The following is a 23,595-nucleotide window of genomic DNA, read 5'->3' on the forward strand; positions in this document are numbered from 1 at the left end:
CCTCGGCTCACTCCGCCGGGTGAAGGGCGGGGAGCACCTCGCCGTGCTGGCGCAGCTTGCGGTTACCCGTGAGCCTGCGCAGCAGCACATAGAAGACGGGCGTGAGGAACAGCCCGAAGAAGGTCACGCCGAGCATGCCGGCGAAGACCGCGATGCCCATGGCATGGCGCATCTCGGCGCCCGCGCCGGTGGAGAGCACCAGCGGCAGCACGCCCATGATGAAGGCGAAGGACGTCATCAGGATCGGCCGCAGGCGCAGCCTGCTGGCTTCGATCGCAGCCTCGACCGGGGTACGGCCCTGGAACTCCAGCTCGCGGGCGAACTCGACGATCAGGATGGCGTTCTTGGCGGAGAGGCCCACCAGCACCACCAGGCCGATCTGGGTGAAGATGTTGTTGTCACCCCCGCCCAGCCACACGCCGAACAGCGCTGCCAATATGCCCATGGGCACGATCATGATGATCGCGATGGGCAGAGTCAGGCTCTCATATTGCGCCGCCAGCACGAGGAAGACGAGCAGCAAGGCGAGCGGGAACACCAGCACCGCGGAATTGCCGGCGAGGATCTCCTGATAGGTGAGGTCGGTCCATTCATAGTCGAAGCCCGGCGGCAGCACCTCGGCCGCGATGCGCGCGGCTGCCGCCTGCGCCTGGCCGGAAGAGAAGCCTGGCGCGGGAGAGGCGTTGACGTCGGCGGTGAGGAAGCCGTTGTAGCGCATGGCGCGCTCCGGGCCCGCCGTCATCTCGACCTTCAGCAGAGCGGCGAGCGGGATCATCTCGCCGTTGTTCGCCCGCACCTTCAACTGGCCGATATCCTCCGGCTTGGCGCGGAACGGCGCGTCGGCCTGCGCTCGCACCGAGTAGGTGCGGCCGAACTTGTTGAAGTCGTTCACATAGAGCGAGCCGAGATAGACCTGCAGCGTCTCGAACACCGACTGGATCGGCACGCCGAGCTGGCGAGCCTTGGTGCGGTCGACATTGGCGAAGAGCTGCGGCACGTTCACCTGGAAGGTGGTGAACTGGCCGGTCAGCTCCGGCGCCTGCATCGCCTTGGCCATGAAGGCGTTGGTGACGTTCGCCAACTCCTCGTAGCCACGGCCCGCCCGGTCCTCGATCTGCATCTTGAAGCCGCCGACCACGCCCAGCCCCTGCACCGGCGGGGGCGGGAACATGGCGATGAAGGCGTCCTGGATCGCGCCGTATTTCTGGTTCAGCGACATGGCGATGGCGCCGGCTGACAGCGAGGGATCCTTGCGCTCCTCGAATGGCTTCAGCGTCGAGAAGACGATGCCGGCATTCGAGGAGTTGGAGAAGCCGGCGATCGACAGGCCGGGGAAGGCGACCGCGCTGGCGACGCCGGGCTCGGCCAGGGTGATCTCCGTCATGCGGCGGATGACTTCCTCGGTGCGGTCCAGTGTGGCGCCGTCCGGCAGCTGGGCGAAGCCGACGAGGTACTGCTTGTCCTGCGCCGGCACGAAGCCGCCCGGCACCGCCTGGAACAGCCACCAGGTGGCGCCCAGCATGACGGCGTAGAACACCATCACCAGGCTCTTGACCTTCAGCACGCCACGCACGCCGCCGCCATAGCCGGTGGAACCGCGCGAGAACGCCCAGTTGAAGCCGCGGAAGAACCAGCCGAACAGCGCGTTGATGATGCGCTGCAGCCGGTCGGGCTCGGCATGGTGGCCCTTGAGCAGGAGCGCCGCTAGCGCCGGCGATAGGGTGAGCGAATTGATCGCGGAGATCACGGTCGAGATGGCGACGGTGAGTGCGAACTGCCGGTAGAACTGCCCCGACAGGCCGGAGATGAAGGCCAGCGGCACGAACACCGCGACCAGCACCAGGGCGATGGCGATGATCGGCCCCGACACCTCGGCCATGGCGCGATAGGAAGCCTCGCGCGGTGTCAGCCCGTTCTCGATGTTGCGCTCGACATTCTCCACCACGACGATGGCGTCGTCGACGACGATGCCGATGGCGAGCACCAGACCGAACAGGCTCAGTGCGTTGATCGAGAAGCCGAACACATACATCACCGCGAAGGTGCCGACGATGGACACCGGCACGGCGAGCAGCGGGATGATCGAGGCGCGCCAGGTCTGAAGGAACACCACGACGACGATGACGACGAGCAGCACGGCTTCGAACAGCGTGTGCACCACCGCCTCGATGGAAGCACGCACGAACTCGGTCGTGTCGTAGACGATGTCGTAGTCGACGCCTTCCGGCATCGTCTTCTTCACCTCTTCCATCGTCGCCTTGACGGTGGCGGCGATTTCCAGCGCGTTGGAGCCCGGCGCCTGGAACACGCCGATGCCGACCGCCTGCTTGTTGTCGAGCAGCGAGCGCAGCGCGTAGTCGGCGGCGCCCAGCTCGATGCGGGCGACGTCGCGCAGACGCACGATCTGTCCGTCCGTGCCGGTCTTCACCACGATGTCGCCGAATTCGTCCTCGGTCTCCAGGCGGCCCTGCGCGTTGACGGAGAGCTGGAGCTCGACACCCTGCGCGGCCGGCGAGGCGCCGACGATGCCGGCGGCGGCCTGCACGTTCTGGGCGCGGATCTCGTTCACCACGTCGCCGGCGGAGAGGCCGTGCTCGGCGATCTTCTGCGGGTCGAGCCAGACGCGCATCGAGTAGTCGCCGGCGCCGAAAATGTCGATCTGGCCGACGCCGGAAATGCGCGCCAGCCGGTCCTTCACGTTGAGTACTGCGTAGTTGCGCAGATAGGTGATGTCGTAGCGGTCATTGGGCGAGACGAGGTGCACCACCATGATGAAGTTCGGCGAACTCTTCGCCGTGGTGATGCCGAGGCTGCGCACCTCTTCCGGCAGGCGCGGTTCCGCCTGCGCGACGCGGTTCTGCACCAGCTGTGTCGCCTTGTCGGGGTCAGTGCCGAGCTTGAAGGTGACGGTCAGCGTCATCACGCCGTCCGTCGTCGCCTGCGAGGACATGTAGAGCATGTCCTCGACACCGTTGATCTGCTCCTCGATCGGCGTCGCCACGGTGGCGGCGATGACCTTCGGGCTGGCACCGGGATATTGCGCGCGCACGATGACCTGCGGCGGGACGACCTCGGGATATTCCGAGATCGGCATCACGCGCAGCGCCAGCAGGCCGGCGACGAAGATGAGCACCGAGAGCACGCCGGCGAAGATGGGCCGGTCGATGAAGAATTTGGACAGATTCATAGCGTCCTCCCCCCAAGGAGGCGTTGCCGGGCTACGCTGGATTCAGGTCTCAGCGCGCGGCGACGGAGGTGGAGTTATCCGTCGCCTTGGCGGCGGAAGCGGTTTCCATGGGCACGATCTCGGGCGCGAGCAGCGCGCCGGGGCGCACCCGCTGCAGGCCGTTGACGACGACGCGCTCGCCTTCCTTGAGGCCGCTGGCAACGACGCGCAGCCCCTCGGCGGGCGCGCCGAGCTTGATTTCGCGATAGGTCGCCTTGCCCTCGCCATCGACCACGAAGACGAACTTCTTGTCCTGGTCGGTGCCGACCGCGCGCTCGTTGATCACCAGCGCCGGCTCGGTCTGGGCGCGGCCCATGCGGACGCGGGCGAACTGGCCCGGCACGAGGCGGCCGTCCTTGTTGTCGAACACGGCGCGCAGGCGGAACGTGCCGGTGGTCGCATCGACCTGGTTGTCGACGAGCTGGAGATGGCCGGCGGTCGGCTTGCCGCCGGTCGTCGCGGTGGTGATCTCGACCGGGATGCGGTCGATCTGGCCCAGCACGTCGCCGGCGCCGAGCGTGGCGAGCGCCTCGCCGACCGCGCTCTCATCGGCGGCGAAGCCGACATAGATCGGGTCGACCGAGACGAGGGTGGTCAGCACCGGCGAGGTCGGGCCGGCGGCGACGAGATTGCCCACCGTCACGTCGATGCGGCCGACACGACCGTCCACCGGGGCGCGCACCTCGGTATAGCCAAGATCAAGCTTGGCGGTCTGTAGCGCGGCCTCGGCAGCGCGCAGATTGGCCTCCGCCTCGCGATAGGCATTGGTGCGCTGGTCGAGGTCGCGCACGGAGACGACGCGGTTGTCGACAAGCTGCTTGCCGCGATCCACCTCGTTCTTGGTGAAGTCGACCTGCGCCTCGGCGGCCTGGCGCATGGCTTCGGCGCGGTCGAGCGCCGCCTGGTAGGGCTCGGGATCGATGGTGACGAGCATGTCGCCCTGTTTCACCAGCGCGCCCTCGCGGAAATGGATGGCCTTCACCGCCCCGGTGACGCGCGGGCGGACCTCGACGCGCTCGACCGCCTGGAGGCGGCCCGAGAATTCGTCCCACTTCATGGTGTCGCGGGATTTGAGCACCGCCACCGACACAGGAATGCCCTGCGGTGCCTGGGCCTGCGCCGGTGCCGGATCGGTGGCGAGAGCGGAGCTGATCGGCCAGGCGAACCACACGGCGGCCGCCGTGGCGACCGTGGCGAGGCTTAGCGCGAGGCCGGCGTCGCGCCAGCCGCGGCGGTGGGGAGTGCTGGGCAGATCGCGGGCGATTTCGGCGCGTACGATCTCAGGAACGGCGACATGGTTGCGAACGCGATCTTCGGTCATGGACGATCTCCTGGCCTCAGGCCTGAATTTTACGAAGGGCGGCCGCTTCGGGGGCCGCCAGGAATTGCGTGAACAGCGGCACCAGCTCGCGCGCCCAGGGCGGCAGGCTGGCGGCATCCGGGGCGCCGTCGTCGGCGTCTTCGGTCTCGGCGACGACATGGCTTTCGACCGGCACGCCGCAATCGGCGAGGCGTCGGCCATAGGCGAGGCTCTCATCGTGCATCGGGCAGTCATCCGAGGTGATGATCAGCGCCGGTGCGATCCCCCCGAGCCGGCGTGAGCCGAGCGGGGCGGCATAGGGGTGCGCAGCCTTGTCCGCCGTGCCGAGATAGAAATGCCAGCCATCCGCCCATTTGCATCCCGCCTGGCCAGCCTCGGCGGCATGGATCGACTTCGAGGCAAGGCAGGGGTCGAGCATGGGCGAGAGCAGGATCTGCCCGGCAACCGGCGGATGGTTCTGGTCGCGCGCCATCAATGTCAGCGCGGTGGCAATGTTGGCGCCGGCTTCCTCGCCGGCGACGAACAGCCGGGCGCCGCGACCGGCCCATTTGGCGCGCTGGCGGTGCAGCAGTTCGAGCGCCGCGAACGAGACGTTGAGCGCCGCCGGGAACGGATGCTCCGGCGCCAGCGGATAGTCGAGCGAGATGACGACCGCGCCGGCTTCCGCCATGGAACGGCAGATATACGCGCTGCAGTCGAGGTCGCCGCAGGTGAAGGTGCCGCCATGCAGGTGCAGCACCAGCGGCGTCGGCCGCAGGACGGACGCGGTGTGGTAGACGCGGACCGGCAACGCCGTCCCGTCCAGTTCCAACCGGTCTTCCGTCCATAGTGCCGACATTGCGCCCACCTTCGGAAATGGGGAGCGCCGCAACCACCCGATTTCCCTTATTGCAACGCAGCGAAACTTAGTGCGGCGTCCTCATTGAAAAAATACCGGATTTGGGATTTCATTATTCACATTAGGAAACAATCAGCCATTGGCAGCATGGACCAGATCGCCGCGATGCGGGCCTTCGCCCGCGTGGTCGAGGCGGGGAACTTCACCCGCGCCGCCGACCTGCTGGATATGCCGAAGCCCACCGTAACCAAGCTGATCCAGCAGCTGGAATCACATCTGCGCACCAAATTGCTCAACCGCACGACACGCCGCGTCGGGGTGACGCCGGACGGCGCCGCCTATTACGAGCGGGCGGTGGCGTTGCTGTCCGATCTAGATGAGCTCGACGGCTCAATGACGCGCTCGCAGGCGACGCCCTCCGGCCGGCTGCGCATCGACGTGCCGTCCTCGCTCGCCCTCTATGCGCTCATTCCCGCTCTGCCGGATTTCTTCGCCCGCTACCCCGACATCCAGCTCGATCTCGGCGTTTCCGACCGGCCGGTCGACCTGCTGGCGGAGAATGTCGACTGCGCCATTCGTGGCGGCGACCTGGTCGACCCGACGCTGATCGCCCGCCGCATCGGCCAGGTGCAGCTCACACTGTGCGCCGCGCCGGGCTACATCCAGCAATACGGCATGCCGCAGCACCCGCGCGAGCTGGAGAGCGGGCACTGCGTCATCGGCTATTTCTCCGCCCGCACCGGCCGGCGCGTGGCGTTCGACGTGGTGCGGGGCGAGGAGAGCTACGAGCTCGATCTGCCGTACTTCGTGGCGGTGAACGATTCCACCGCCTATCTCGCCGCCGGCCTTGCCGGCCTCGGCATCACCCAGTCCATCGAGCCCATGGTGCTGCCCTATATCGAGGCCGGCCGGCTGGTGCGCGTGCTGCCCGACTGGCACAGTGCGCCCATCGTGCTGCATGTCGTCTATGCGCCGAACCGTCACCTATCCAACAGGCTGCGCGTTTTCGTCGACTGGGTCGCCGAACTGTTCTCCACCGGCGGCGCCTACCGCCGGCGGGCCGCCTCGCTGCTCATGATCAATGAGCCCGGCGTCAGTGGATGACGCCGAGGAACTGCTTGAGTTCGGCCGTCTTCGGGTTGGCGAACACCTCCCCCGGCGGCCCGATCTCATGCACGCGGCCCTGATGCATGAACACGACGCGCGAGCACACGTCGCGGGCGAAGCGCATCTCGTGCGTCACCATCATGAGCGTCATGCCTTCCGCGGCCAGTTCCTTCACCACGGCGAGCACCTCGTTGACCAACTCCGGGTCGAGCGCCGAGGTGATCTCGTCGCACAGCAGGGCGATGGGCTGCATGGCCAGCGCGCGGGCGATCGCCACGCGCTGTTGCTGGCCGCCGGAGAGCTGGTCGGGATAGGCGTCGAACTTGTGGCCGAGCCCGACCCGCTCCAGCATCTTCTTGGCCATCGTCTCAGCCTCGGCCTTCGGCGTCTTCTTCACCACCATCTGCGAGAGCATGACGTTGCGCCCCGCGGTGAGGTGCGGGAACAGGTTGAAGCTCTGGAAGATCATACCGACCTTGAGGCGCAGCGCCTTGAGGTGGAGTTCGTCCGGCAGCAGCTGGGCGCCGGCGACGGAGATCGAGCCTTCATCAATGTTTTCAAGCCCGTTTATGCAGCGCAGCAGGGTGGACTTGCCCGAGCCCGACTTGCCGATGATGGCGATGACCTCGCCGGGCTCGACGTCGATATTGATACCCTTGAGCACTTCGTTGTCGCCGAAGCGCTTCTTCACTTCAGTGATTTCGATGAGCGACATTGAGCTTCCTCTCGAGGATCTGGGAAGACTTGGACAGCGGCCAGCACAGGCAGAAATAGATCAGCGCGACGAAGCCGTAGACGGTGAAGGGCTCGAAGGTGGCGTTGGTCACCATCGTCCCGGCTTTCGACAGTTCGACAAAGCCGATGATCGAGGTCAGCGCCGTGCCCTTCACCACCTGCACGGAAAAGCCGACCGTGGGCGGCACGGCGATGCGCAGCGCCTGCGGCAGGATCACCCAACGCATCTGCTGCACATAGCCCATGCCGAGGCTGGAGGAGGCCTCCCACTGGCCCCTGGTGATGGATTCGACGCAGCCGCGCCAGATCTCGGTGAGGAATGCTGCCGACCACAGGATCAGCGCCACCCCCGCCGCCAGCCAGGCCGGCACGTCGATGCCGAACAGGCCGAGCCCGAAGAAGGCGAGGAACAGCTGCATCAGCAGCGGCGTACCCTGGAACAGCTCAACATAGGTCTTCACGAAGATCTGTCCGGCCTTGTTCTTACCGATACGGGCGAACAGCAGGGCGGCGCCGACGAGGCTGCCGCCGATGAAGGAGACGATGGACAAAAGCACCGTCCAGCGCGCGGCCAGCAGCAGGTTGCGCAATATGTCCCAAGTGGTGAAGTCGCTCATGCTTGCCTCCTCACCGGGCGCTGCGCTTGGGGAACAGGGTCCAGCCGAGGCCGCGCAGCAGCTGGCGCAGCGCGATGGCGAGGGCGAGATAGATCAGCGTCGCGGCGAAATAGGTCTCGAACGCCCGGAAGGTGCGCGACTGGATGAAGTTCGCCGCGAAGGTGAGGTCCTCCGCCGCGATCTGCGACACCGCCGCCGAGCCCAGCATGACGATGACGATCTGCGACGACAGTGCCGGCCAGATGCGTTGCAGCGCCGGGATCAGCACCACGTACCAGAAGGTCTGGAGGCGGCTCATGCCGAGGCTCGCCCCAGCCTCGAACTGGCCTTTCGGCGTCGCCTGGATGCCGGCGCGGATGATCTCGCAGCCATAGGCGCCGAGGTTGATCACCATGGCGAGGTTGGCCGCTTCCAGCTCGCCCATGCGCAGGCCGAGCGCCGGCAGGCCGAAGAAGATGAAGAACAATTGGATCAGGAACGGCGTGTTGCGGATCAATTCGACATAGGCGGCGACCAGCCGGCCGAGCCAGCGCGGCCCCAGTGCCCGCGCCCAGGCGCAGGCGATGCCAAGCGACACGCCCATCACGCCGCCCACCAGCGTGAGCTCGACGGTGATGCCGATACCCCTGAGGAGAACCGGCCAGTAATCGAAGATCCAGCCGAAATCGAACGCGTAGTTCATGCCGGTGAACTCCCGCTGGCGAGGTGAGGGGGAACTCCCTCTCCCCATCGGGGAGAGGGTTGGGGTGAGGGGTCTTCAACGCTTCGCCATCGCTAGAGCCCCCTCACCGACCCGCTTCGCGGGCCACCTCTCCCCACTGGGGAGAGGAAAAGCGGGTGCTGCCTTTTGGCGGATACCTGCGCCGGGGCCCGGCTCGGCGCTTCGGCTATGCTGGCGTCGGGCCGGGACAGATGTCGCTCACAGATCAGCCGGCAGCTTGGCCCCGAGCCACTTCTGCGAGATGGCCTCGAGCGCGCCGTCCTTCTTGGCGGCGGCGATGATCGCGTCGACCTTGGCGAGCAGGGCCGGCTCGTTCTTGTTGAGGCCGATGTAGCAGGGCGAGTTCTTGATGAGGAACTTCAGCTCCGGCTTCTTCGGCGGGTTGCGCTCGATGATCGCGGCGGCGACCACATTGCCCGTCGTGACGAGGTCGACCTGGCCGGAGAGGAAGGCGGAGATGGTGCCGTTATTGTCCTCATAGCGCTTGATGGTGACGTCGGCCGGCGCCAGCTTGGTCAGCTCCAGGTCTTCCATGGCGCCGCGGGTGACGCCGACGGTCTTGCCGGACAGTTCCTTCACCTCGGAAACCTTGATGTCGGCCGGGCCGAACACGCCGGAGAAGAAGGGCGCATAGGCGACCGAGAAGTCGATGACCTTCTCGCGCTCGGCATTCTTGCCGAGCGAGGAGATGACGAGGTCGACCTTGTTGGTCTGGAGATAGGGGATGCGGTTGGCGCTGGTGACAGGCACCAGTTCCAGCTTCACGCCGAGCTTGTCGGCGATCAGTTTGGCGACATCGACGTCGTAGCCCTTGGGCTGCATGTCGGCGCCGACGCTGCCGAAGGGCGCGAAATCCTGCGGCACGGCGATGCGGATCACCTTGCCCGCCTCGATGGTGGCGAGGGCGTCGGCCTTCGCGGGGAGGGGCGCCTGCGCGGCGATGAGGAGCGCGCCGGCGGCGAGCGCGAGAAGGGTGCGGCGGTTCATGCGGTCAGTCCTCTCTTTCGTGAGACGGGGAATGGGTGTGGGCATGCACATGCGGCACGGAGGGGGCGTTGCCGGCAAAGGTCGACGGCGACAGCAGTTCGCGAAGCGCCGCGAGCGGATCGGGCTTGGCGGTGAGGTCGAGCCCGGCCTCTACCTTGCCGATGTGCTCGTCCATCAGCCGGGCGGCCAGCGCCAGGTCGCCGGCTTCCATGGCGGCGACGATGTCCTCATGGTCGTGGCTGGATTCCTCCGCCTTCTCGGTCGGCTGGTAGAGCATCGAGATCAGCGTGGTGCGGGCGGTGAGGTCGCGGATGATCTCGGTCAGCAGCCGGTTGCCGAGCGCGTCGGCGAGATGGATGTGAAAATCGCCGAGCAGGCAGGCGCGGGACGACACGTCGCCCGTCTCGATGGCCTCGCGCTCAATGGCGACATGCTCCTTGAGGCTTCTCACCACATCGGGCGGAACCTCTTTCAGGGTCTGCAGCAGGCCGGTCTCGATGACCCGCCGGGTCTGGAAGGCCTCGCGCGCCTCGTCCGCCGAGGGCTCGACGACGAACCAGCCGCGCCGGGCGCTGACCTGCACGACGCCGCGCGTCTCCAGCCGCATCATCGCCTCGCGCACACGGGTGCGCGACACGCCGAACAGGTCCGCGAGCTTCTGCTCGCCGAGCCTCGTGCCCGGATTGATGCGCCCGGCGAGGATGGCGGAGAGGATCGCTTCCTCGATATTGGCGGTGGCTGGGTTCATCACGCTTGCCTACAAACTTGTATACAAGCTGGTAAGCAATCAGCGTGCCAATGACGTTCGGTGAGATCGGCGGCTTCGCCCGCCGTGCCGGCGCGGCGGCTGTCTCCCCTCCGCAAAATGACGGATTCCGGCAGTCGCCAGAACGACTTGTTTCAATCGGGGTAGACTGCGCCCGCATCCAGCAGGGCGTCGTGCCGATCTCCGGCCGCGGCGACCGGGGCAGGCGGCGGCAGGCCGGCCCCTGCCGAGCCGCCGTGCTGCATCTTTGGTCAGCTTCGCCCGGTATCTAGGCGCCGGGGTCGCGGGGATGCAGGCTACTCCGCCGCCGCACGCTTGTGCCCGAGCCGCTCGCCCAGCTTGTCCAGCAGCCCCTCGGCGGCTTCCGCGATCACCGTGCCGGGCGGATAGATCGCCTCGGCACCGGCGGCGTGCACGGCCTCGTAATCCTGCGGCGGCACCACGCCGCCGACCACCACCATGATGTCCGGCCGCCCCTCGGCGGCAAGCGCCGCCTTGACCTGCGGCACCAGCGTGAGATGGCCGGCGGCGAGCGAGGAGATGCCGATGACATGCACGTCGTTCTCCACCGCCTGCCGCGCTGCCTCCTGCGGCGTGGCGAAGAGCGGCCCGATGTCGACGTCGAAGCCGAGGTCGGCGAAGGCGGAGGCGATGACCTTCTGGCCTCGGTCATGCCCGTCCTGCCCGACCTTGGCGACGAGGATGCGTGGGCGCCGGCCTTCCTCGTGCTCGAAGGCTTCGACACGCTCGCGCACGCGGGCCACCCTGTCGCTCATCGCTCCCGCCTCCCGCTTGTAGACGCCCGAAACCGCGCGGATTTCCGCCCGGTGCCGGCCGAACACGCGCTCCAGCGCGTCCGATATCTCGCCCACCGTCGCCTTGGCGCGGGCGGCGTCGATGGCGAGCGCAAGCAGATTACCATGTCCCGCCGCGCCGTTCTGCAAGGCGGTCAGCGCAGCTTCCACCGCCTTCGGGTCGCGCTCGGCCCTGAGGCGCGCCAGCTTTTCCAGCTGCGCCGCGCGCACGGCCGAATTGTCGACGCGGAGCACGTCGATCGGCGTCTCGCGCTCGGGCTTGTACTTGTTCACGCCGACAACGGTCTGCGCGCCGGAATCGATGCGCGCCTGCGTGGTCGCTGCGGCTTCCTCGATGCGCAGCTTGGGAATGCCGGCCTCGATCGCCTTGGCCATGCCACCCAGCTCCTCGACCTCGGCGATGTGCGCCAGCGCCTTGGCGGCGAGATCGGCGGTGAGGCGCTCGACATAGAACGAGCCGCCCCAGGGATCGATGGCGCGCGTCGTGCCGCTCTCCTGTTGCAGCAGGATCTGCGTGTTGCGGGCGATGCGGGCTGAGAAGTCGGTCGGCAAAGCGAGGGCCTCGTCGAGCGCGTTGGTGTGCAGCGACTGGGTGTGGCCCTGTGTCGCCGCCATGGCTTCGACCATGGTGCGCATGACGTTGTTGAACACGTCCTGCGCGGTCAGGCTCCAGCCCGAAGTCTGCGAATGAGTGCGCAGCGGCAGCGACTTCGGGTTCTGCGCGCCGATGTCCTGCATCAGCTTCGCCCAGATCAGCCGGGCGGCGCGCAGCTTGGCGACCTCCATGAAGAAGTTCATGCCGATCGCCCAGAAGAACGACAGGCGCGGCGCGAAGGCGTCGATGGGCAGGCCGGCGGCGACGCCGGCGCGGGCATATTCCAGCCCGTCGGCCAGCGTGTAGGCGAGTTCCAGGTCCTGCGTCGCGCCAGCCTCCTGCATGTGATAGCCGGAGATCGAGATCGAGTTGAAGCGTGGCATCTCCTTGGACGTAAAGGCGAAAATGTCGGAGATGATGCGCATCGAGGGTGTCGGCGGGTAGATGTAGGTGTTGCGGACCATGAACTCCTTGAGGATGTCGTTCTGGATGGTGCCGGAGAGCTGCGCCGGGCTCACGCCCTGCTCTTCGGCGGCCACGACATAGAGCGCGAGGATCGGCAGCACCGCGCCGTTCATGGTCATGGACACGCTCATCTGATCCAGCGGAATGCCGGAAAACAGCGTGCGCATGTCGAAGATCGAGTCGATGGCGACGCCCGCCATGCCGACATCGCCGGCGACGCGCGGATGGTCGCTGTCATAGCCGCGATGGGTGGCGAGGTCGAAGGCGACCGAGAGGCCCTTCTGCCCGGCGGCGAGGTTGCGCCGGTAGAACGCATTGGAATCCTCCGCCGTGGAGAAGCCGGCATATTGCCGGATGGTCCAGGGCTGGGTGGCGTACATGGTCGGGTACGGTCCGCGCAGGAAGGGTGCGATGCCGGGATAGCTGTCGACGACCGACAGGCCGGCAATGTCCTCCGCCCCGTAGAGCGGCTTCACCGCGATGCGCTCCGGCGTGGTCCACGGCTCGGCGGCGATGGAGGGCACGCCCGGCGCGGGGCTCGCCCAGTCGATCGCGGCGAAGTTCGGAATGCGGCTCATCGTGCCTTCCTCGCATCTGGCCCCCGCCTCGGCGGACGCCCCTTCCGGGTCCTTCGGACCCCGTTCACGCTCAGGCCTTCTTCGCGACCCACGATCCGGTGCAGGCCGGCTTCGGCGACGTCCAGTCACCCGAGGCGGTATCTCCACGCACCAGGCCGGTCGCCTTCACATGACGCCCGCCATGAGCGAGGTCCATGCGGATCAGCCCGGCCGCGTTGATGCCGCCCGTCGCCTTCACAGGCCACATACCGGCATAGGTGACCTCGCCGGCCCGGACGCGCATCTTGAAGTCGTAATTGGTGCCGCAGGAACCGTCCTCGGCGGAGGTGGTCACGGTCCAGATGCCGTCATGCCGATCGGTACGGGCGAAGGCGGGTGCGCTGTTGGCAACGATGGCGAGCACCGCGATGATGATCGACGTCTGCAATGGAAAGGTCATGGCACTTTCCTTTCGATGAAGTTGGCTCATGGGGATAACGGCCCCACGGCCATATCGATCCGCTTCCCGGCGATGCCGAGCCGTGCATGCAGGTCGCCGAGCACCTCAAGCAGATCCGCACCGGCGAAGAGGAAGCCGTCCATGCCCGCTGCGCGCCAGGCGGTCTCCTGCTCGCCTGGCTTGCCGGCAAGCAAGACGAGTTCGGCACCCGCCTGCTTCAGTGTCTGGGCCGCCGTCACGGCTTGCGTGGCATAGACCGCGTCCGAGGAGCACAGGCAGGCGAGCCGGGCACCGGAGGCGCGGAAGGCTTCCGCCAGTGCCGCCGGATCGGCGAAGCCGTCATTGGGCGGCGCTTCGATGCCGCCCGCCTCGAGGAAGGTTCTGGCGAAGCCGGCGCGGGCGGTGAAGTCCGCCGGCGTGCCGAGGCCGGCGAGGAACGCAAGCGGCGCCGGGTTCGCGGCCTCGGCCGCCTCGCGCAACCTCTCAAACGGCGCGGCGAGGCGCCCGGCCGCCAGCGGCTCGCACAACAGCGCGCCTTCCGCCGGCAGCGCGGCGGCGGCGTGGCGGGCCGGCGCCAGCACGGAGGGTACGCTCTCGCCGACCAGCGGGAATTCCGACGTGCCGGTCAGTGGCAGCCGTCGGGCGGCGACGTCCTTCGCGCGGGTCGCGCGCGCCGCCGCGATCCGGTGCTGCCAGGCGCCCGAGCTGAGGCTCTCCACCATGCCGCCCTCGCGCTCGATCTGGCGGAACAGCTCCCAGGCGGTGGACGCCAGCTTCTCCGTGCGTTCCTCGATGGCGCCGGCACCCGCATTCGGATCGGCGACGCGATGGATGTTGGATTCCTCGATCAGGATGATCTGCGTGTTGCGCGCCAGCCGGCGGGCGGCGCTGTCCGGCAGGCCGAGTCCTTGAGTGAACGGCAGCACGGCAAGGCTGTCCGCCCCGCCGACGCCCGCAGCGAAGGCGGCGACGGTGCCGCGCAACAGGTTCACATACGGGTCGCGCCGGGTCAGCGAACGCCATGCCGTCTCCATGTGGAGGGCGACGGGCCTGGCCTCCACGCCGCAGGCGCCGAGCGCCGCCGCCCAGAGCTGGCGGAAGGCGCGCGGCTTGGCCTGCGTGGCGAACTGGTCGACATCGGCGGTGAGCGCCACCTCGATGGCGGCCGCAGCATCTTCCAGCGCGAGGCCGGCGGCTTCCAGCGTGCGCAGATAAGCGGTGGCCGTTGCGAGCACGGCGGCAAGTTCCTGCGCATCGGTAGCCCCGGCGGCGTGGTGCAGCCGACCGTCCGCCCGCACCATCGGCGCGGCGAGCCCGCGCGCGCGCAGCGTCGCCACGGTCTGGCCGAGCCGGGCCGACAGCGCGTCCCATTCGATGGGCGCGGCGCCGAGCGCGGCGAAGTCGCCAATGGGATCGAGCCCGAAGCGGATGTCGAGCCGGGCCGGATCGAACGCCTCGAACTGGCGGGCCAGCAGCAGCGCGATGTCACGACCCTGATAGCGCCCCGCCTCGACGCGCAGCGTGACCAGTTCCGGCATCACGCCGTGGAGCACCCGGACGAGTTCCTCGTGCCGGACCGGCAGGCCGAAGCCGCCGGCGGAAGGCGCCGAGGCGAAGACCAGCGTGGCGCCGTCGGCCCCGCCGTTCAGGTCTTCCAGCAACTGGTCGTTTGCCAGCGCGGCGTCGTCATGGTCGATGCGCGCGATGATCTTCCACGGTGCGCCGGCCGGGCGCCCGGCGATCACCCCCGCCGCGCGCCGTCGCTCGGGCAGCGCGTCGAGGGTGTAGCCGTCGGCCGTGCGCGTCAGCATGCGCTTATCGTAAGGCGCGCCCTTCAATACGCCCTCGACCAGCTTCAGCCAGTCCTCGCGCGAGGCAGTGGGGAAGGAAGCGAGGTCGAGATCCAGGGCGGTCTGGTCCATGTCCGCTCCCCCCGTCTCAGGCGAATTCGAGGATGACGGCATCGACCGCGAGGCTGTCGCCGGCCTTGGCGATGATCCTGGCGACCGTCGCGTCGCGCTCGGCGCGCAGCACATTCTCCATCTTCATCGCCTCGACCACGGCGAGCGCCTCGCCCGCCTTCACTTCCTGCCCTTCCGAGACCGCGATGGAAACCACCAGGCCAGGCATCGGGCAGAGCAACTGCTTGCCGCTGCCGGTGTCGAGCTTCTCCGGCATCAGCGCGGCAAGCTCCGCCTCGCGTCTTGTATAGACGGTGGCGCTCACAGCGACGCCGCGATGGGCCAGCGCCACGCCGTTGAGGCGCGGGCGCACCTGTACGCTGATCGCCTCGTCGTCGAACACGCCGCTCCACACCGGTTCGCCCGGCTGCCAGCCCGCACGCAGCTCATGCGTGCCATCGGGCCGGCCATCCGCGTCGAGGAAGGTGACGATGAAGCCACCCGCCGCGCGGTCGACCTCGCAGGGCAGGTGCAGCCCACCGAGATCGACCACGCGCTGATGCTCGAACACCACCGGCCGGCCGGCGAGCTGGCCGGAGATCCGGCGCTTCCTCGCATTGCCGACATTGTCGATCACCGCCGCCACCGCCGCCAGCTTGCGCGCCAGCGCCGGGGTCGGCGCGGTGGGGTGGAAGCCGTCGGGATATTCCTCGGCGATGAAGCCGGTGGAGAGATGGCCCTTGCGCCAGCGCTCATGCGCCATCAGCGCGGCGAGGAACGGGATGTTGTGCTGGATGCCGTCAATGGCGAAGGCGTCGAGCGCGTCGGCCTGCGCCTCGATCGCCTCCTCGCGCGTCGGCGCGTGGGTGATCAGCTTGGCGATCATCGGGTCGTAATAGAGCGAGATTTCCCCGCCCTCATAGACGCCGGTGTCGTTGCGGGTGGTGACGGCGTTCTTCACGCCTTCCGCCGGCGGGCGATAGCGGGTCAGCCGGCCGATGGAGGGCAGGAAGGAGCGGTAGGGGTCCTCGGCATAGACGCGGGACTCGACCGCCCAGCCCTTGAGCTTCACCTCGTTCTGCGTGATCGACAGGGGCTCGCCGGCCGCGACGCGGATCATCTGCTCCACGAGATCGATGCCGGTGACCAGCTCGGTGACGGGGTGCTCGACCTGTAGGCGGGTGTTCATCTCCAGGAAGTAGAACGACTTGTCCTGCCCGGCGACGAACTCCACCGTGCCGGCGCTGTCATAATTCACCGCCTTTGCCAGCGCGACCGCCTGCTCACCCATGCGCTTGCGGGTGGCCTCGTCCAGGAGCGGGGAGGGCGCTTCCTCGACCACTTTCTGGTTGCGGCGCTGGATCGAGCATTCGCGCTCGCCGAGATAGATGACGTTGCCGTGCTTGTCGCCCAGCACCTGGATCTCGATGTGGCGCGGCTCGACGATGAACTTCTCGACGAACACCCGGTCGTCGCCGAAGGAGGACTTCGCCTCCGAGCGCGCACGGTCGAAACCGTCCTGCACCTCGTCGCGGGAATGGGCGATGCGCATGCCCTTGCCGCCGCCGCCGGCGGAGGCCTTGATCATCACGGGATAGCCGATCTCGTCGGCGATCTTCGCCGCGTGCTCGGCATCCTCGATCACGCCGAGATAGCCGGGCACGGTGGAGACATTCGCCGCCGCCGCCGCCTTCTTCGACTCGATCTTGTCGCCCATCGCCTCAATGGCCCCCGGATTGGGGCCGATGAAGACGATGCCGGCATCCTTCAACGCCTGCGCGAAGCTGGCGCGCTCGGACAGGAAGCCGTAGCCGGGATGCACCGCCTCGGCGCCGGTGAGCTTGGCGGCCTCGATGATCTTTTCGGCGATGAGGTAGGACTGCGCGGCCGGGGCGGCGCCGATATGCACCGCCTCGTCCGCCATCTCGACATGCAGCGCGTCCTTGTCGGCATCGGAGAAGACGGCGACCGTCTTGATGCCCATACGGCGCGCGGTCTTGATGACGCGGCAGGCGATCTCGCCGCGATTGGCTATGAGGATCTTCTTGAACATGGCTGAACCTCAGAGCGGCAGGTTGTCGTGCTTCTTCGCCGGGGCCTCGATCTTCTTCGAGGCCAGCATGGCGAGGGCGCGGGCGAGGCGTTTGCGGGTCGAGCGGGGTGTGATCACCTCGTCGATATAGCCGCGCTCGGCGGCGACAAACGGCGAGAGGAAGCGCTGCTCATATTCCTTCGTCCGTTCGGCGATCTTGGCGGGATCGTCGATGTCGGCGCGGAAGATGATCTCCACCGCCCCCTTGGCGCCCATCACCGCGATCTGCGCGGTCGGCCAGGCATAGTTGACGTCGCCGCCGACATGCTTGGAGGCCATGACGTCATAGGCGCCGCCGAACGCCTTGCGGGTGATTACCGTCACCAGCGGCACGGTGGCCTGCGAGTAGGCGAACAAGAGCTTGGCGCCGTGCTTGATCAGCCCGCCATATTCCTGCGCCGTGCCGGGCAGGAAGCCGGGCACGTCGACCAGCGTGACGATGGGGATCTCGAAGGCGTCGCAGAAGCGCACGAAGCGCGCCGCCTTGCGCGAGGCATCGGAATCCAGCACGCCGGCCAGCACCATGGGCTGGTTGGCGACGAAGCCGACCGTGCGCCCCTCGATGCGGCCGAAGCCGGTGATGATGTTGGCGGCGAAGCCCTGCTGGATCTCGAAGAAATCGCCCTCATCGGCCAGCTTTCCGATCAGCTCCTTCATGTCGTAGGGCTTGTTCGGGTTGTCCGGCACCAGCGTGTCGAGCGAGGCGTCGATGCGCTCGCCATCGTCGAAGCTCGGCCATTCCGGCACGCCGGACTGGTTGTTGGCCGGCAGGAAGTCGATCAGCCGGCGGATCTGCAGCAGGCACTCGACGTCGTTCTCATAGGCGCCGTCGGCCACCGAGGACTTGGTGGTGTGTACCTTGGCGCCGCCCAGTTCCTCGGAGGTGACGGTCTCGTTGGTGACGGTCTTCACCACCTCCGGGCCGGTGACGAACATGTAGCTCGTGTCCCGCACCATGAAGATGAAGTCGGTCATGGCGGGCGAATAGACGTCGCCGCCGGCGCAGGGGCCCATGATGACGGAGATCTGCGGGATGACGCCGGAGGCCAGCACGTTGCGCTTGAACACCTCGCCATAGCCGCCGAGCGCGGCGACACCCTCCTGGATGCGCGCCCCGCCGGCGTCGAACAGGCCGATGATCGGCGCGCGGGTCTTCAGCGCGAGATCCTGGATCTTGGTGATCTTGGCCGCATGCGCCTCCGACAGCGAGCCGCCGAACACGGTGAAGTCCTTGGCGAAGACGAAGACCCGGCGCCCGTTCACCGTACCCCAGCCGGTGACGACGCCGTCGCCGGGAATCTTCTCGGCCTTGTCCATGCCGAAATCGGCGCAGCGGTGCTGCACGAAGGTGTCGAACTCCTCGAAGGAGCCGGTGTCGAGCAGGAGCTCGATGCGCTCGCGGGCGGTGAGCTTGCCGCGCTTGTGCTGGGCATTGATGCGCTTTTCGCCGCCGCCGAGGCGGGCGCCGGCGCGGCGCTGTTCGAGCTCATCGAGAATGTGCTTCATCGGGCGCTTCCCTTGGCGTTTCCTCGGACCTTCGGTCGCCTCGCGGCCACTCGCTTTGCTTCTAGGCCCTTGCGGGACAAAACATAAGATGTGAAAATGCGGATCGTAAAACTGTAAAAAATTCACAAAATCGACGGCGCTGGCTGAGCGGGCTTTCCTCCTGCGCGCCATCATCCTGAGGCGCCCGGCCAGCGGCCGGGCCTCGAAGGATACTCGCCCTGGCGCGCTCAAGGTCCATCCTTCGAGGCTCGCTTCGCTCGCACCTCAGGATGACGGTGCTCCGTAGATCGGTCCGCTGGAGGCAGACCATGTCGAAGAAAGTGTTCGCCGGGCATGCCGTGCGCAATGTGCGCGAGCGGCTCGGCCTGACCCAGATCGATTTCTCCCGGCGGCTCTCGCTGTCGCCGAGCTACATCAACCAGATCGAAAGCAACCAGCGCCCGGTGACGGCCGCGGTGCTGCTCGCGATCAGCCGCACCTTCGACGTCGACATTACACGCTTCGGCGCCGACGATCTCGACCGTATCGTTGCGGATCTGCGCGAAGCCCTGGCCGACCCGGTGTTCCGCGGGCTGGAGCCCAGCTTGCAGGACCTGAAGAACGCCACCACCCACGCCCCCGCCTTCGCGCATGCCTTCCTGCGCCTGCACGGCGCCATGCGCCGGCTGGAGGAGCGCCGCGCCGCGCATGACGATGCGGTGGTCTCCGTCGCCCGCGAGGTGGATGGCGGCGCGGCGCCCGAGGAGGCCCGCAACCTCGCGCCTTATGAGGAGGTGCGCGACCATTTCCACTACATCGACAATTATGTCGACGGCCTCGACCGCGCGGGTGAGGAGCGCAGCGCCGCACTCGACCTGTTCGCCCGCACGGACGCGGTGGAGGTGCTGGTGCAGCATCTGCGTCAGCACCACGACATCATGGTCGATGTCGCGCCGGCTGACGACCTCGACGCGCCGCTGCTGACCTATGACCGGCACCGTCGCGCCGCGTCGCTATCGCGCACGCTCGACCGCGCCGGGCAGGCCTTCCGCCTCGCGGCGCTGATCGCCCGCTTCGAGCAGAGCGAGCTCATCGACCAGCATGTGCTCGATGCCGGCTTCCGCAGCAACACCGCGCGCGAGGTCTGTCGGCTGTCGTTGCAGAACTACTATGCCGGCGCGCTGATCCTGCCCTATCGCCGCTTCGCCCGGCTCGCCCGCGAGAAGCGGCACGACCTCGATCTGCTTTCCGCCATGACCGGGGCGAGCCTGGAACAGGTCTGCCACCGGCTCTCCACGCTGCAACGTCCGGGCGAAAAGGGCGTGCCGTTCTATTTCCTGAAGGTCGACCGCGCCGGCAACGTCATCAAGCGCCACAGCGCCACGCGCTTCCAGTTCGCCCGCTATGGCGGCGCCTGCCCGGTGTGGAACGTGCACGAGGCGTTCGAGCAGCCGGCGCGCACGCTGGTGCAGGTCGGCGAGATGCCCGACAGCGTGCGCTATCTCTGCCTCGCGCGCGTCGCCTCGCGCCCGCCGATCCGCCATGGCCAGCGAGAGCGGCGCTTCGCGCTGGGGCTCGGCTGCGAGATTTCCTATGCCGGCGAGCTGGTCTATTCCGACGGGCTGGATCTGCGCGCGGCGAGCGTGGCGCCGCTGGGCGTCAACTGCCGCATCTGCCCGCGCGCCAGCTGCCCGGAGCGCGCCTTTCCCCCGCTCGACCGCGAGATCGTGCTCGATCCCGACCGGCGCGGCATCGTGCCGTTCTCGGTGCGGGAGGGGTGAGGTTCAGCGCGGCTCGCGCGGGTAGATGATGATCGAAAGGTATGTCATCGGCCGGACCAGCAGTTCCTCCGGGCCATGGGTGGCGGCGCTGTCGAACAGCAGCGAATCGCCGGGCCGCAGGTGATAGTTGCGGTCGCCATGGCGATAGACCACCTCGCCGGAGAGCATGTGGATGAACTCCACCCCGGCATGGCGGAAGCCGGTATAGGGCACCGCCTCCTCGCTCAGCGTGATGAGGTAGGGCTCCACCGCCACCTCGCCGCCCAGCGCATGGCCGAGCAGCTCGTATTGGTGGCCGACCTTGGTGCCGCGCCGCTCGATATGCACGCCCTGTCCGGCCGGCACGAAGGAGCAGTCGCGCTTCTCCTCGAAGCCGGAGAACAGCGTCGAGATCGGCACGTTCAGCACGTTGGAGATGGACTGAAGCGTTGAGAGCGAGGGCGAGATCAGCCCGTTCTCGATCTTCGACAGCATGCCGACCGAGATCCCCGCCGCGCTGGCGAGATCGGAAACGGTGAGGTCGAGATCGCGGCGGATCGCGCGCACCTGAAGGCCGAGTGCCTGTTCGAGCGTGCGTTCATTGGCGCTGGGTGCCCCGGAGCCCGTGCTCAGTTCGTCGATGAGGGCCTCGGCGGCCTTGCCCTGCTTGTTCCTGTCGTCGCCCAATGCCCGATTCCCCTCGCGCTACCTGCCCGATGGGAGCCCGATCCTTCGCAAAAGCCAAGCCCCCGGACGGATTTCGGCGTCATCATCCGTCATAATTGTCATCCCGTCTTGGCATTCATCGTGCATTGGCAGGAGTACTTATTCCCTCCCTCCCTGCCAGCGAGCGGGCCCGCCATTCCATGTACGACTTCGACATGATCGTCATCGGCAGCGGCCCTTCGGGCCGGCGCGCCGCCGTTCAGTCCGCCAAGATCGGCAAGTCCGTGCTCGTCATCGAGAAGGGACGGCGCGTCGGCGGGGTGTCGGTCCATACCGGCACCATCCCCTCCAAAACCCTGCGCGAGACGGTGCTCAACCTCTCCGGCTGGCGCGAGCGCGGGTTCTACGGCCGCTCCTACCGGGTGAAGCAGGACATCTGTGCCGGTGACCTGATGGCGCGGCTGCACAAGACGCTCGACCATGAGGTCGAGGTGCTGGAGCATCAGTTCGCCCGCAACGGGGTGAAGACCGCACGCGGCGAGGCGCGTTTCGTCGATCCGCACACCATCGAGATCACGGAAGACAATGGTGACATCATCAAGGTCACCGGCGCGCATGTGCTGATCGCGGTCGGCACCCGCCCGTTCCGCCCGGATTATGTGCCGTTCAACGGCATGAGCGTGTTCGACAGCGACGAGATCGTCGATCTGCCCAAGCTGCCGCGCAGCCTCGCGGTCATCGGCGCCGGGGTGATCGGCGTCGAATACGCCTCGATCTTCTCGGCGCTCGACGTGGCGGTGACGCTCATAGAACCCCGCGCGAGCTTCCTCGACTTCATCGACAAGGAACTGATCGAGGAATTCATCCACGAGCTGCGCGACCGCAATGTCGGGCTGCGGCTGGGTTCCGCCGTCGCCTCGATCACGCTGGGGCCGGATGAGCGGCCGGTCTGCAAGCTGGCCGACGGGCGCACCGTGCAGTCCGACATGCTGCTGTTCGCCGCCGGGCGCGTGGGTGCCACCGACAGGCTGAATCTGGAGGCGGCGGGCCTTGCGGTCGACCATCGCGGGCGCATCGTGGTCGAGCCGAAGACTTTGCAAACCGCCGTGCCGCATATCTACGCGGCGGGCGACGTGATCGGCTTCCCCAGCCTTGCCTCCACCTCGATGGAGCAGGGCCGCGTCGCCGCCTGCCACGCCTTCGGCCTGCAACCGCCGCCGCCGCCGGAATTCTTCCCCTATGGCATCTATTCGGTGCCGGAAATGTCCACCGTCGGCATGAGCGAGGAGGAGGTGCGCAAGCGCGAGATCCCGTACGAGTGCGGCATCGCCCGCTTCCGCGAGACCTCGCGCGGCCACATCATGGGGCTGAACAACGGGATGATGAAGATGATCTTCTCGACCAAGAGCCGCCGGCTGCTCGGCGTGCACATCGTCGGCGAAGGCGCGACCGAACTCATCCACATCGGTCAGGCGGTGCTGAACCTGAAGGGCACGATCGACTATTTCATCGAGAACACGTTCAACTACCCGACGCTGGCCGAAGCCTACAAGATCGCCGGGCTCGATGCGTGGAACCGGATGAGCCGGGTGTGAGGGGGCCGGCTAGGCCCCCACCAGCCGCTTTGCCGCCGTGAGCGTGTTGGCGAGCAGGCAGGCGATGGTCATCGGGCCGACGCCGCCGGGGACCGGGGTGATGGCGCCAGCGATGCCCTGTGCCTCGTTGAACACCACGTCGCCGACCAGCCGGTTCTTGCCGTCGGCTCCCGCCACCCGGTTGATGCCGACATCGATCACCGTGGCGCCGGGCTTGATCCAGTCGCCCTTGATCATCTCCGGGCGGCCGACCGCGCCGACGAGGATGTCCGCGCGCCGGCACACGCCGGGCAGGTCGCGGGTGCGCGAATGGGCGATGGTGACGGTGCAGTCCTCGCGCAGCAGCAATTGCGCCAGCGGCTTGCCGACGATGTTGGAGCGCCCGACCACTACCGCTTCCAGCCCGGCGAGGCTGCCGAGCGTGTCCTTGAGCAGCATCACGCAGCCGAGCGGCGTGCAGGGCACAAGCGCGTCGAGCCCGACCGCGAGCCGTCCGGCATTCACCACGTGGAAGCCGTCGACATCCTTGGCCGGATCAATGGTCGAGAGCACCGCCTGCGCGTCGATATGGCCGGGCAGCGGCAACTGCACGAGGATGCCGTGCACGGCCGGGTCGGCGTTGAGTGCGCGCACCAGCGCCAGCACCTCGTCCTGCGGCGTTTCCGCCGGCAGCTTGTGCTCGAACGAGGCCATGCCGGCCTCGCTCGTTTGCTTGCCCTTGTTGCGCACATAGACCGCGCTGGCGGGGTCTTCCCCGACCAGCACCACGGCAAGGCCGGGCTTCACGCCGGTCGTGCTCTCGAAGGCGGCGACCTCGCCGGCAATGCGGGCGCGCAGCTTCTCGGCGAAGGCTTTTCCGTCGATGAGGCGGGTCTCGGTCATCTCA

The 23,595-nt window shown here is 67.6% G+C and carries 18 protein-coding genes; 3 read left to right on the forward strand and 15 right to left on the reverse strand.

What is annotated here, in order from left to right:
• Positions 1-7: 7 nt before the first annotated feature.
• The 3 genes from ACO2RV_RS01130 to ACO2RV_RS01140 are packed head-to-tail and all read right to left on the reverse strand — an operon-like array spanning position 8 to position 5,385.
• Complete coding sequence (locus ACO2RV_RS01130) at positions 8-3,187, reverse strand: efflux RND transporter permease subunit (protein WP_423288926.1); 3,180 nt, start codon at positions 3,185-3,187, stop codon at positions 8-10.
• Between the two features lie 49 nt (positions 3,188-3,236).
• Positions 3,237-4,547 (reverse strand): efflux RND transporter periplasmic adaptor subunit, encoded by a 1,311-nt coding sequence (locus ACO2RV_RS01135; protein WP_423288928.1) that lies wholly within the window; start codon positions 4,545-4,547, stop codon positions 3,237-3,239.
• A gap of 16 nt (positions 4,548-4,563) precedes the next feature.
• Positions 4,564-5,385, reverse strand: coding sequence for an alpha/beta hydrolase (locus ACO2RV_RS01140; RefSeq protein ID WP_423288930.1), 822 nt, complete (start codon positions 5,383-5,385; stop codon positions 4,564-4,566).
• A gap of 147 nt (positions 5,386-5,532) precedes the next feature.
• On the opposite strand from ACO2RV_RS01140, the gene ACO2RV_RS01145 reads away from it, so the two are divergent.
• On the forward strand, positions 5,533-6,489 hold the full coding sequence (locus tag ACO2RV_RS01145) for a LysR family transcriptional regulator (protein WP_423288932.1): 957 nt from the start codon (positions 5,533-5,535) through the stop codon (positions 6,487-6,489).
• Here ACO2RV_RS01145 and ACO2RV_RS01150 read toward each other — a convergent pair.
• The 10 genes from ACO2RV_RS01150 to ACO2RV_RS01195 form a co-directional block, all read right to left on the reverse strand.
• Entirely contained in the window at positions 6,479-7,207 is a 729-nt protein-coding gene (locus ACO2RV_RS01150; RefSeq protein WP_423288934.1) for an amino acid ABC transporter ATP-binding protein, read from the reverse strand. The two genes, ACO2RV_RS01145 and ACO2RV_RS01150, sit on opposite strands and share 11 nt — an antisense overlap.
• Positions 7,185-7,844, reverse strand: a complete 660-nt coding sequence (locus tag ACO2RV_RS01155) for an amino acid ABC transporter permease (protein ID WP_423288936.1) — start codon at positions 7,842-7,844, stop codon at positions 7,185-7,187. Before ACO2RV_RS01155 ends, ACO2RV_RS01150 begins: the two co-directional genes overlap by 23 nt.
• 10 nt (positions 7,845-7,854) lie before the next feature.
• Positions 7,855-8,526, reverse strand: a complete 672-nt coding sequence (locus ACO2RV_RS01160) for an amino acid ABC transporter permease (RefSeq protein ID WP_423288938.1) — start codon at positions 8,524-8,526, stop codon at positions 7,855-7,857.
• Between the two features lie 237 nt (positions 8,527-8,763).
• Entirely contained in the window at positions 8,764-9,552 is a 789-nt protein-coding gene (locus ACO2RV_RS01165; protein ID WP_423288940.1) for a transporter substrate-binding domain-containing protein, read from the reverse strand.
• Between the two features lie 4 nt (positions 9,553-9,556).
• On the reverse strand, positions 9,557-10,300 hold the full coding sequence (locus ACO2RV_RS01170) for a GntR family transcriptional regulator (protein ID WP_423288942.1): 744 nt from the start codon (positions 10,298-10,300) through the stop codon (positions 9,557-9,559).
• 314 nt (positions 10,301-10,614) lie between these two features.
• Entirely contained in the window at positions 10,615-12,771 is a 2,157-nt protein-coding gene (gene scpA, locus ACO2RV_RS01175) for a methylmalonyl-CoA mutase (RefSeq protein WP_423288944.1), read from the reverse strand.
• Positions 12,772-12,841: 70 nt separating this feature from the next.
• Entirely contained in the window at positions 12,842-13,210 is a 369-nt protein-coding gene (locus ACO2RV_RS01180) for a hypothetical protein (RefSeq protein WP_423288946.1), read from the reverse strand.
• A gap of 26 nt (positions 13,211-13,236) precedes the next feature.
• Positions 13,237-15,132, reverse strand: a complete 1,896-nt coding sequence (locus tag ACO2RV_RS01185) for a methylmalonyl-CoA mutase family protein (protein ID WP_423288948.1) — start codon at positions 15,130-15,132, stop codon at positions 13,237-13,239.
• A gap of 16 nt (positions 15,133-15,148) precedes the next feature.
• Entirely contained in the window at positions 15,149-17,164 is a 2,016-nt protein-coding gene (locus ACO2RV_RS01190; RefSeq protein WP_423288950.1) for an acetyl-CoA carboxylase biotin carboxylase subunit, read from the reverse strand.
• A gap of 9 nt (positions 17,165-17,173) precedes the next feature.
• Positions 17,174-18,709 carry an acyl-CoA carboxylase subunit beta gene (locus ACO2RV_RS01195; protein ID WP_423288952.1) on the reverse strand — a complete coding sequence of 512 codons (1,536 nt, stop codon included), beginning with the start codon at positions 18,707-18,709 and terminating at the stop codon, positions 17,174-17,176.
• Positions 18,710-19,017: 308 nt separating this feature from the next.
• On the opposite strand from ACO2RV_RS01195, the gene ACO2RV_RS01200 reads away from it, so the two are divergent.
• Positions 19,018-20,469: a helix-turn-helix domain-containing protein gene (locus tag ACO2RV_RS01200; RefSeq protein WP_423288954.1), complete on the forward strand. Its 1,452-nt coding sequence runs from the start codon at positions 19,018-19,020 to the stop codon at positions 20,467-20,469.
• A 3-nt stretch (positions 20,470-20,472) separates the two neighbouring features.
• On the opposite strand, the gene ACO2RV_RS01205 is transcribed toward ACO2RV_RS01200, so the two are convergent.
• The gene (locus tag ACO2RV_RS01205; protein WP_423288956.1) at positions 20,473-21,135 is read right to left on the reverse strand and encodes a helix-turn-helix domain-containing protein; all 663 of its coding nucleotides are present in this window, start codon (positions 21,133-21,135) and stop codon (positions 20,473-20,475) included.
• Between the two features lie 179 nt (positions 21,136-21,314).
• Here ACO2RV_RS01205 and sthA point away from each other — a divergent pair, with 179 nt between their 5' ends.
• Entirely contained in the window at positions 21,315-22,709 is a 1,395-nt protein-coding gene (gene sthA / locus ACO2RV_RS01210; RefSeq protein WP_423288958.1) for a Si-specific NAD(P)(+) transhydrogenase, read from the forward strand.
• 9 nt (positions 22,710-22,718) lie between these two features.
• Here the strand turns inward: sthA and folD are convergent, their stop codons facing one another.
• Entirely contained in the window at positions 22,719-23,591 is an 873-nt protein-coding gene (folD, locus tag ACO2RV_RS01215; protein ID WP_423288960.1) for a bifunctional methylenetetrahydrofolate dehydrogenase/methenyltetrahydrofolate cyclohydrolase FolD, read from the reverse strand.
• Positions 23,592-23,595: the final 4 nt, after the last annotated feature.

Origin of the sequence: Ancylobacter sp. VNQ12, assembly GCF_049445835.1 — a bacterium.
GTDB lineage: Bacteria > Pseudomonadota > Alphaproteobacteria > Rhizobiales > Xanthobacteraceae > Ancylobacter.

Bases quoted from the DNA above. Each gene is read 5' to 3' on its own strand.
- ACO2RV_RS01130 (WP_423288926.1), bottom strand. From the start codon at position 3,187: ATGAATCTGTCCAAATTCTTCATCGACCGGCCCATCTTCGCCGGCGTG.
- ACO2RV_RS01135 (WP_423288928.1), bottom strand. From the start codon at position 4,547: ATGACCGAAGATCGCGTTCGCAACCATGTCGCCGTTCCTGAGATCGTA.
- ACO2RV_RS01140 (WP_423288930.1), bottom strand. From the start codon at position 5,385: ATGTCGGCACTATGGACGGAAGACCGGTTGGAACTGGACGGGACGGCG.
- ACO2RV_RS01145 (WP_423288932.1), top strand. From the start codon at position 5,533: ATGGACCAGATCGCCGCGATGCGGGCCTTCGCCCGCGTGGTCGAGGCG.
- ACO2RV_RS01150 (WP_423288934.1), bottom strand. From the start codon at position 7,207: ATGTCGCTCATCGAAATCACTGAAGTGAAGAAGCGCTTCGGCGACAAC.
- ACO2RV_RS01155 (WP_423288936.1), bottom strand. From the start codon at position 7,844: ATGAGCGACTTCACCACTTGGGACATATTGCGCAACCTGCTGCTGGCC.
- ACO2RV_RS01160 (WP_423288938.1), bottom strand. From the start codon at position 8,526: ATGAACTACGCGTTCGATTTCGGCTGGATCTTCGATTACTGGCCGGTT.
- ACO2RV_RS01165 (WP_423288940.1), bottom strand. From the start codon at position 9,552: ATGAACCGCCGCACCCTTCTCGCGCTCGCCGCCGGCGCGCTCCTCATC.
- ACO2RV_RS01170 (WP_423288942.1), bottom strand. From the start codon at position 10,300: ATGAACCCAGCCACCGCCAATATCGAGGAAGCGATCCTCTCCGCCATC.
- scpA (WP_423288944.1), bottom strand. From the start codon at position 12,771: ATGAGCCGCATTCCGAACTTCGCCGCGATCGACTGGGCGAGCCCCGCG.
- ACO2RV_RS01180 (WP_423288946.1), bottom strand. From the start codon at position 13,210: ATGACCTTTCCATTGCAGACGTCGATCATCATCGCGGTGCTCGCCATC.
- ACO2RV_RS01185 (WP_423288948.1), bottom strand. From the start codon at position 15,132: ATGGACCAGACCGCCCTGGATCTCGACCTCGCTTCCTTCCCCACTGCC.
- ACO2RV_RS01190 (WP_423288950.1), bottom strand. From the start codon at position 17,164: ATGTTCAAGAAGATCCTCATAGCCAATCGCGGCGAGATCGCCTGCCGC.
- ACO2RV_RS01195 (WP_423288952.1), bottom strand. From the start codon at position 18,709: ATGAAGCACATTCTCGATGAGCTCGAACAGCGCCGCGCCGGCGCCCGC.
- ACO2RV_RS01200 (WP_423288954.1), top strand. From the start codon at position 19,018: ATGTCGAAGAAAGTGTTCGCCGGGCATGCCGTGCGCAATGTGCGCGAG.
- sthA (WP_423288958.1), top strand. From the start codon at position 21,315: ATGTACGACTTCGACATGATCGTCATCGGCAGCGGCCCTTCGGGCCGG.
- folD (WP_423288960.1), bottom strand. From the start codon at position 23,591: ATGACCGAGACCCGCCTCATCGACGGAAAAGCCTTCGCCGAGAAGCTG.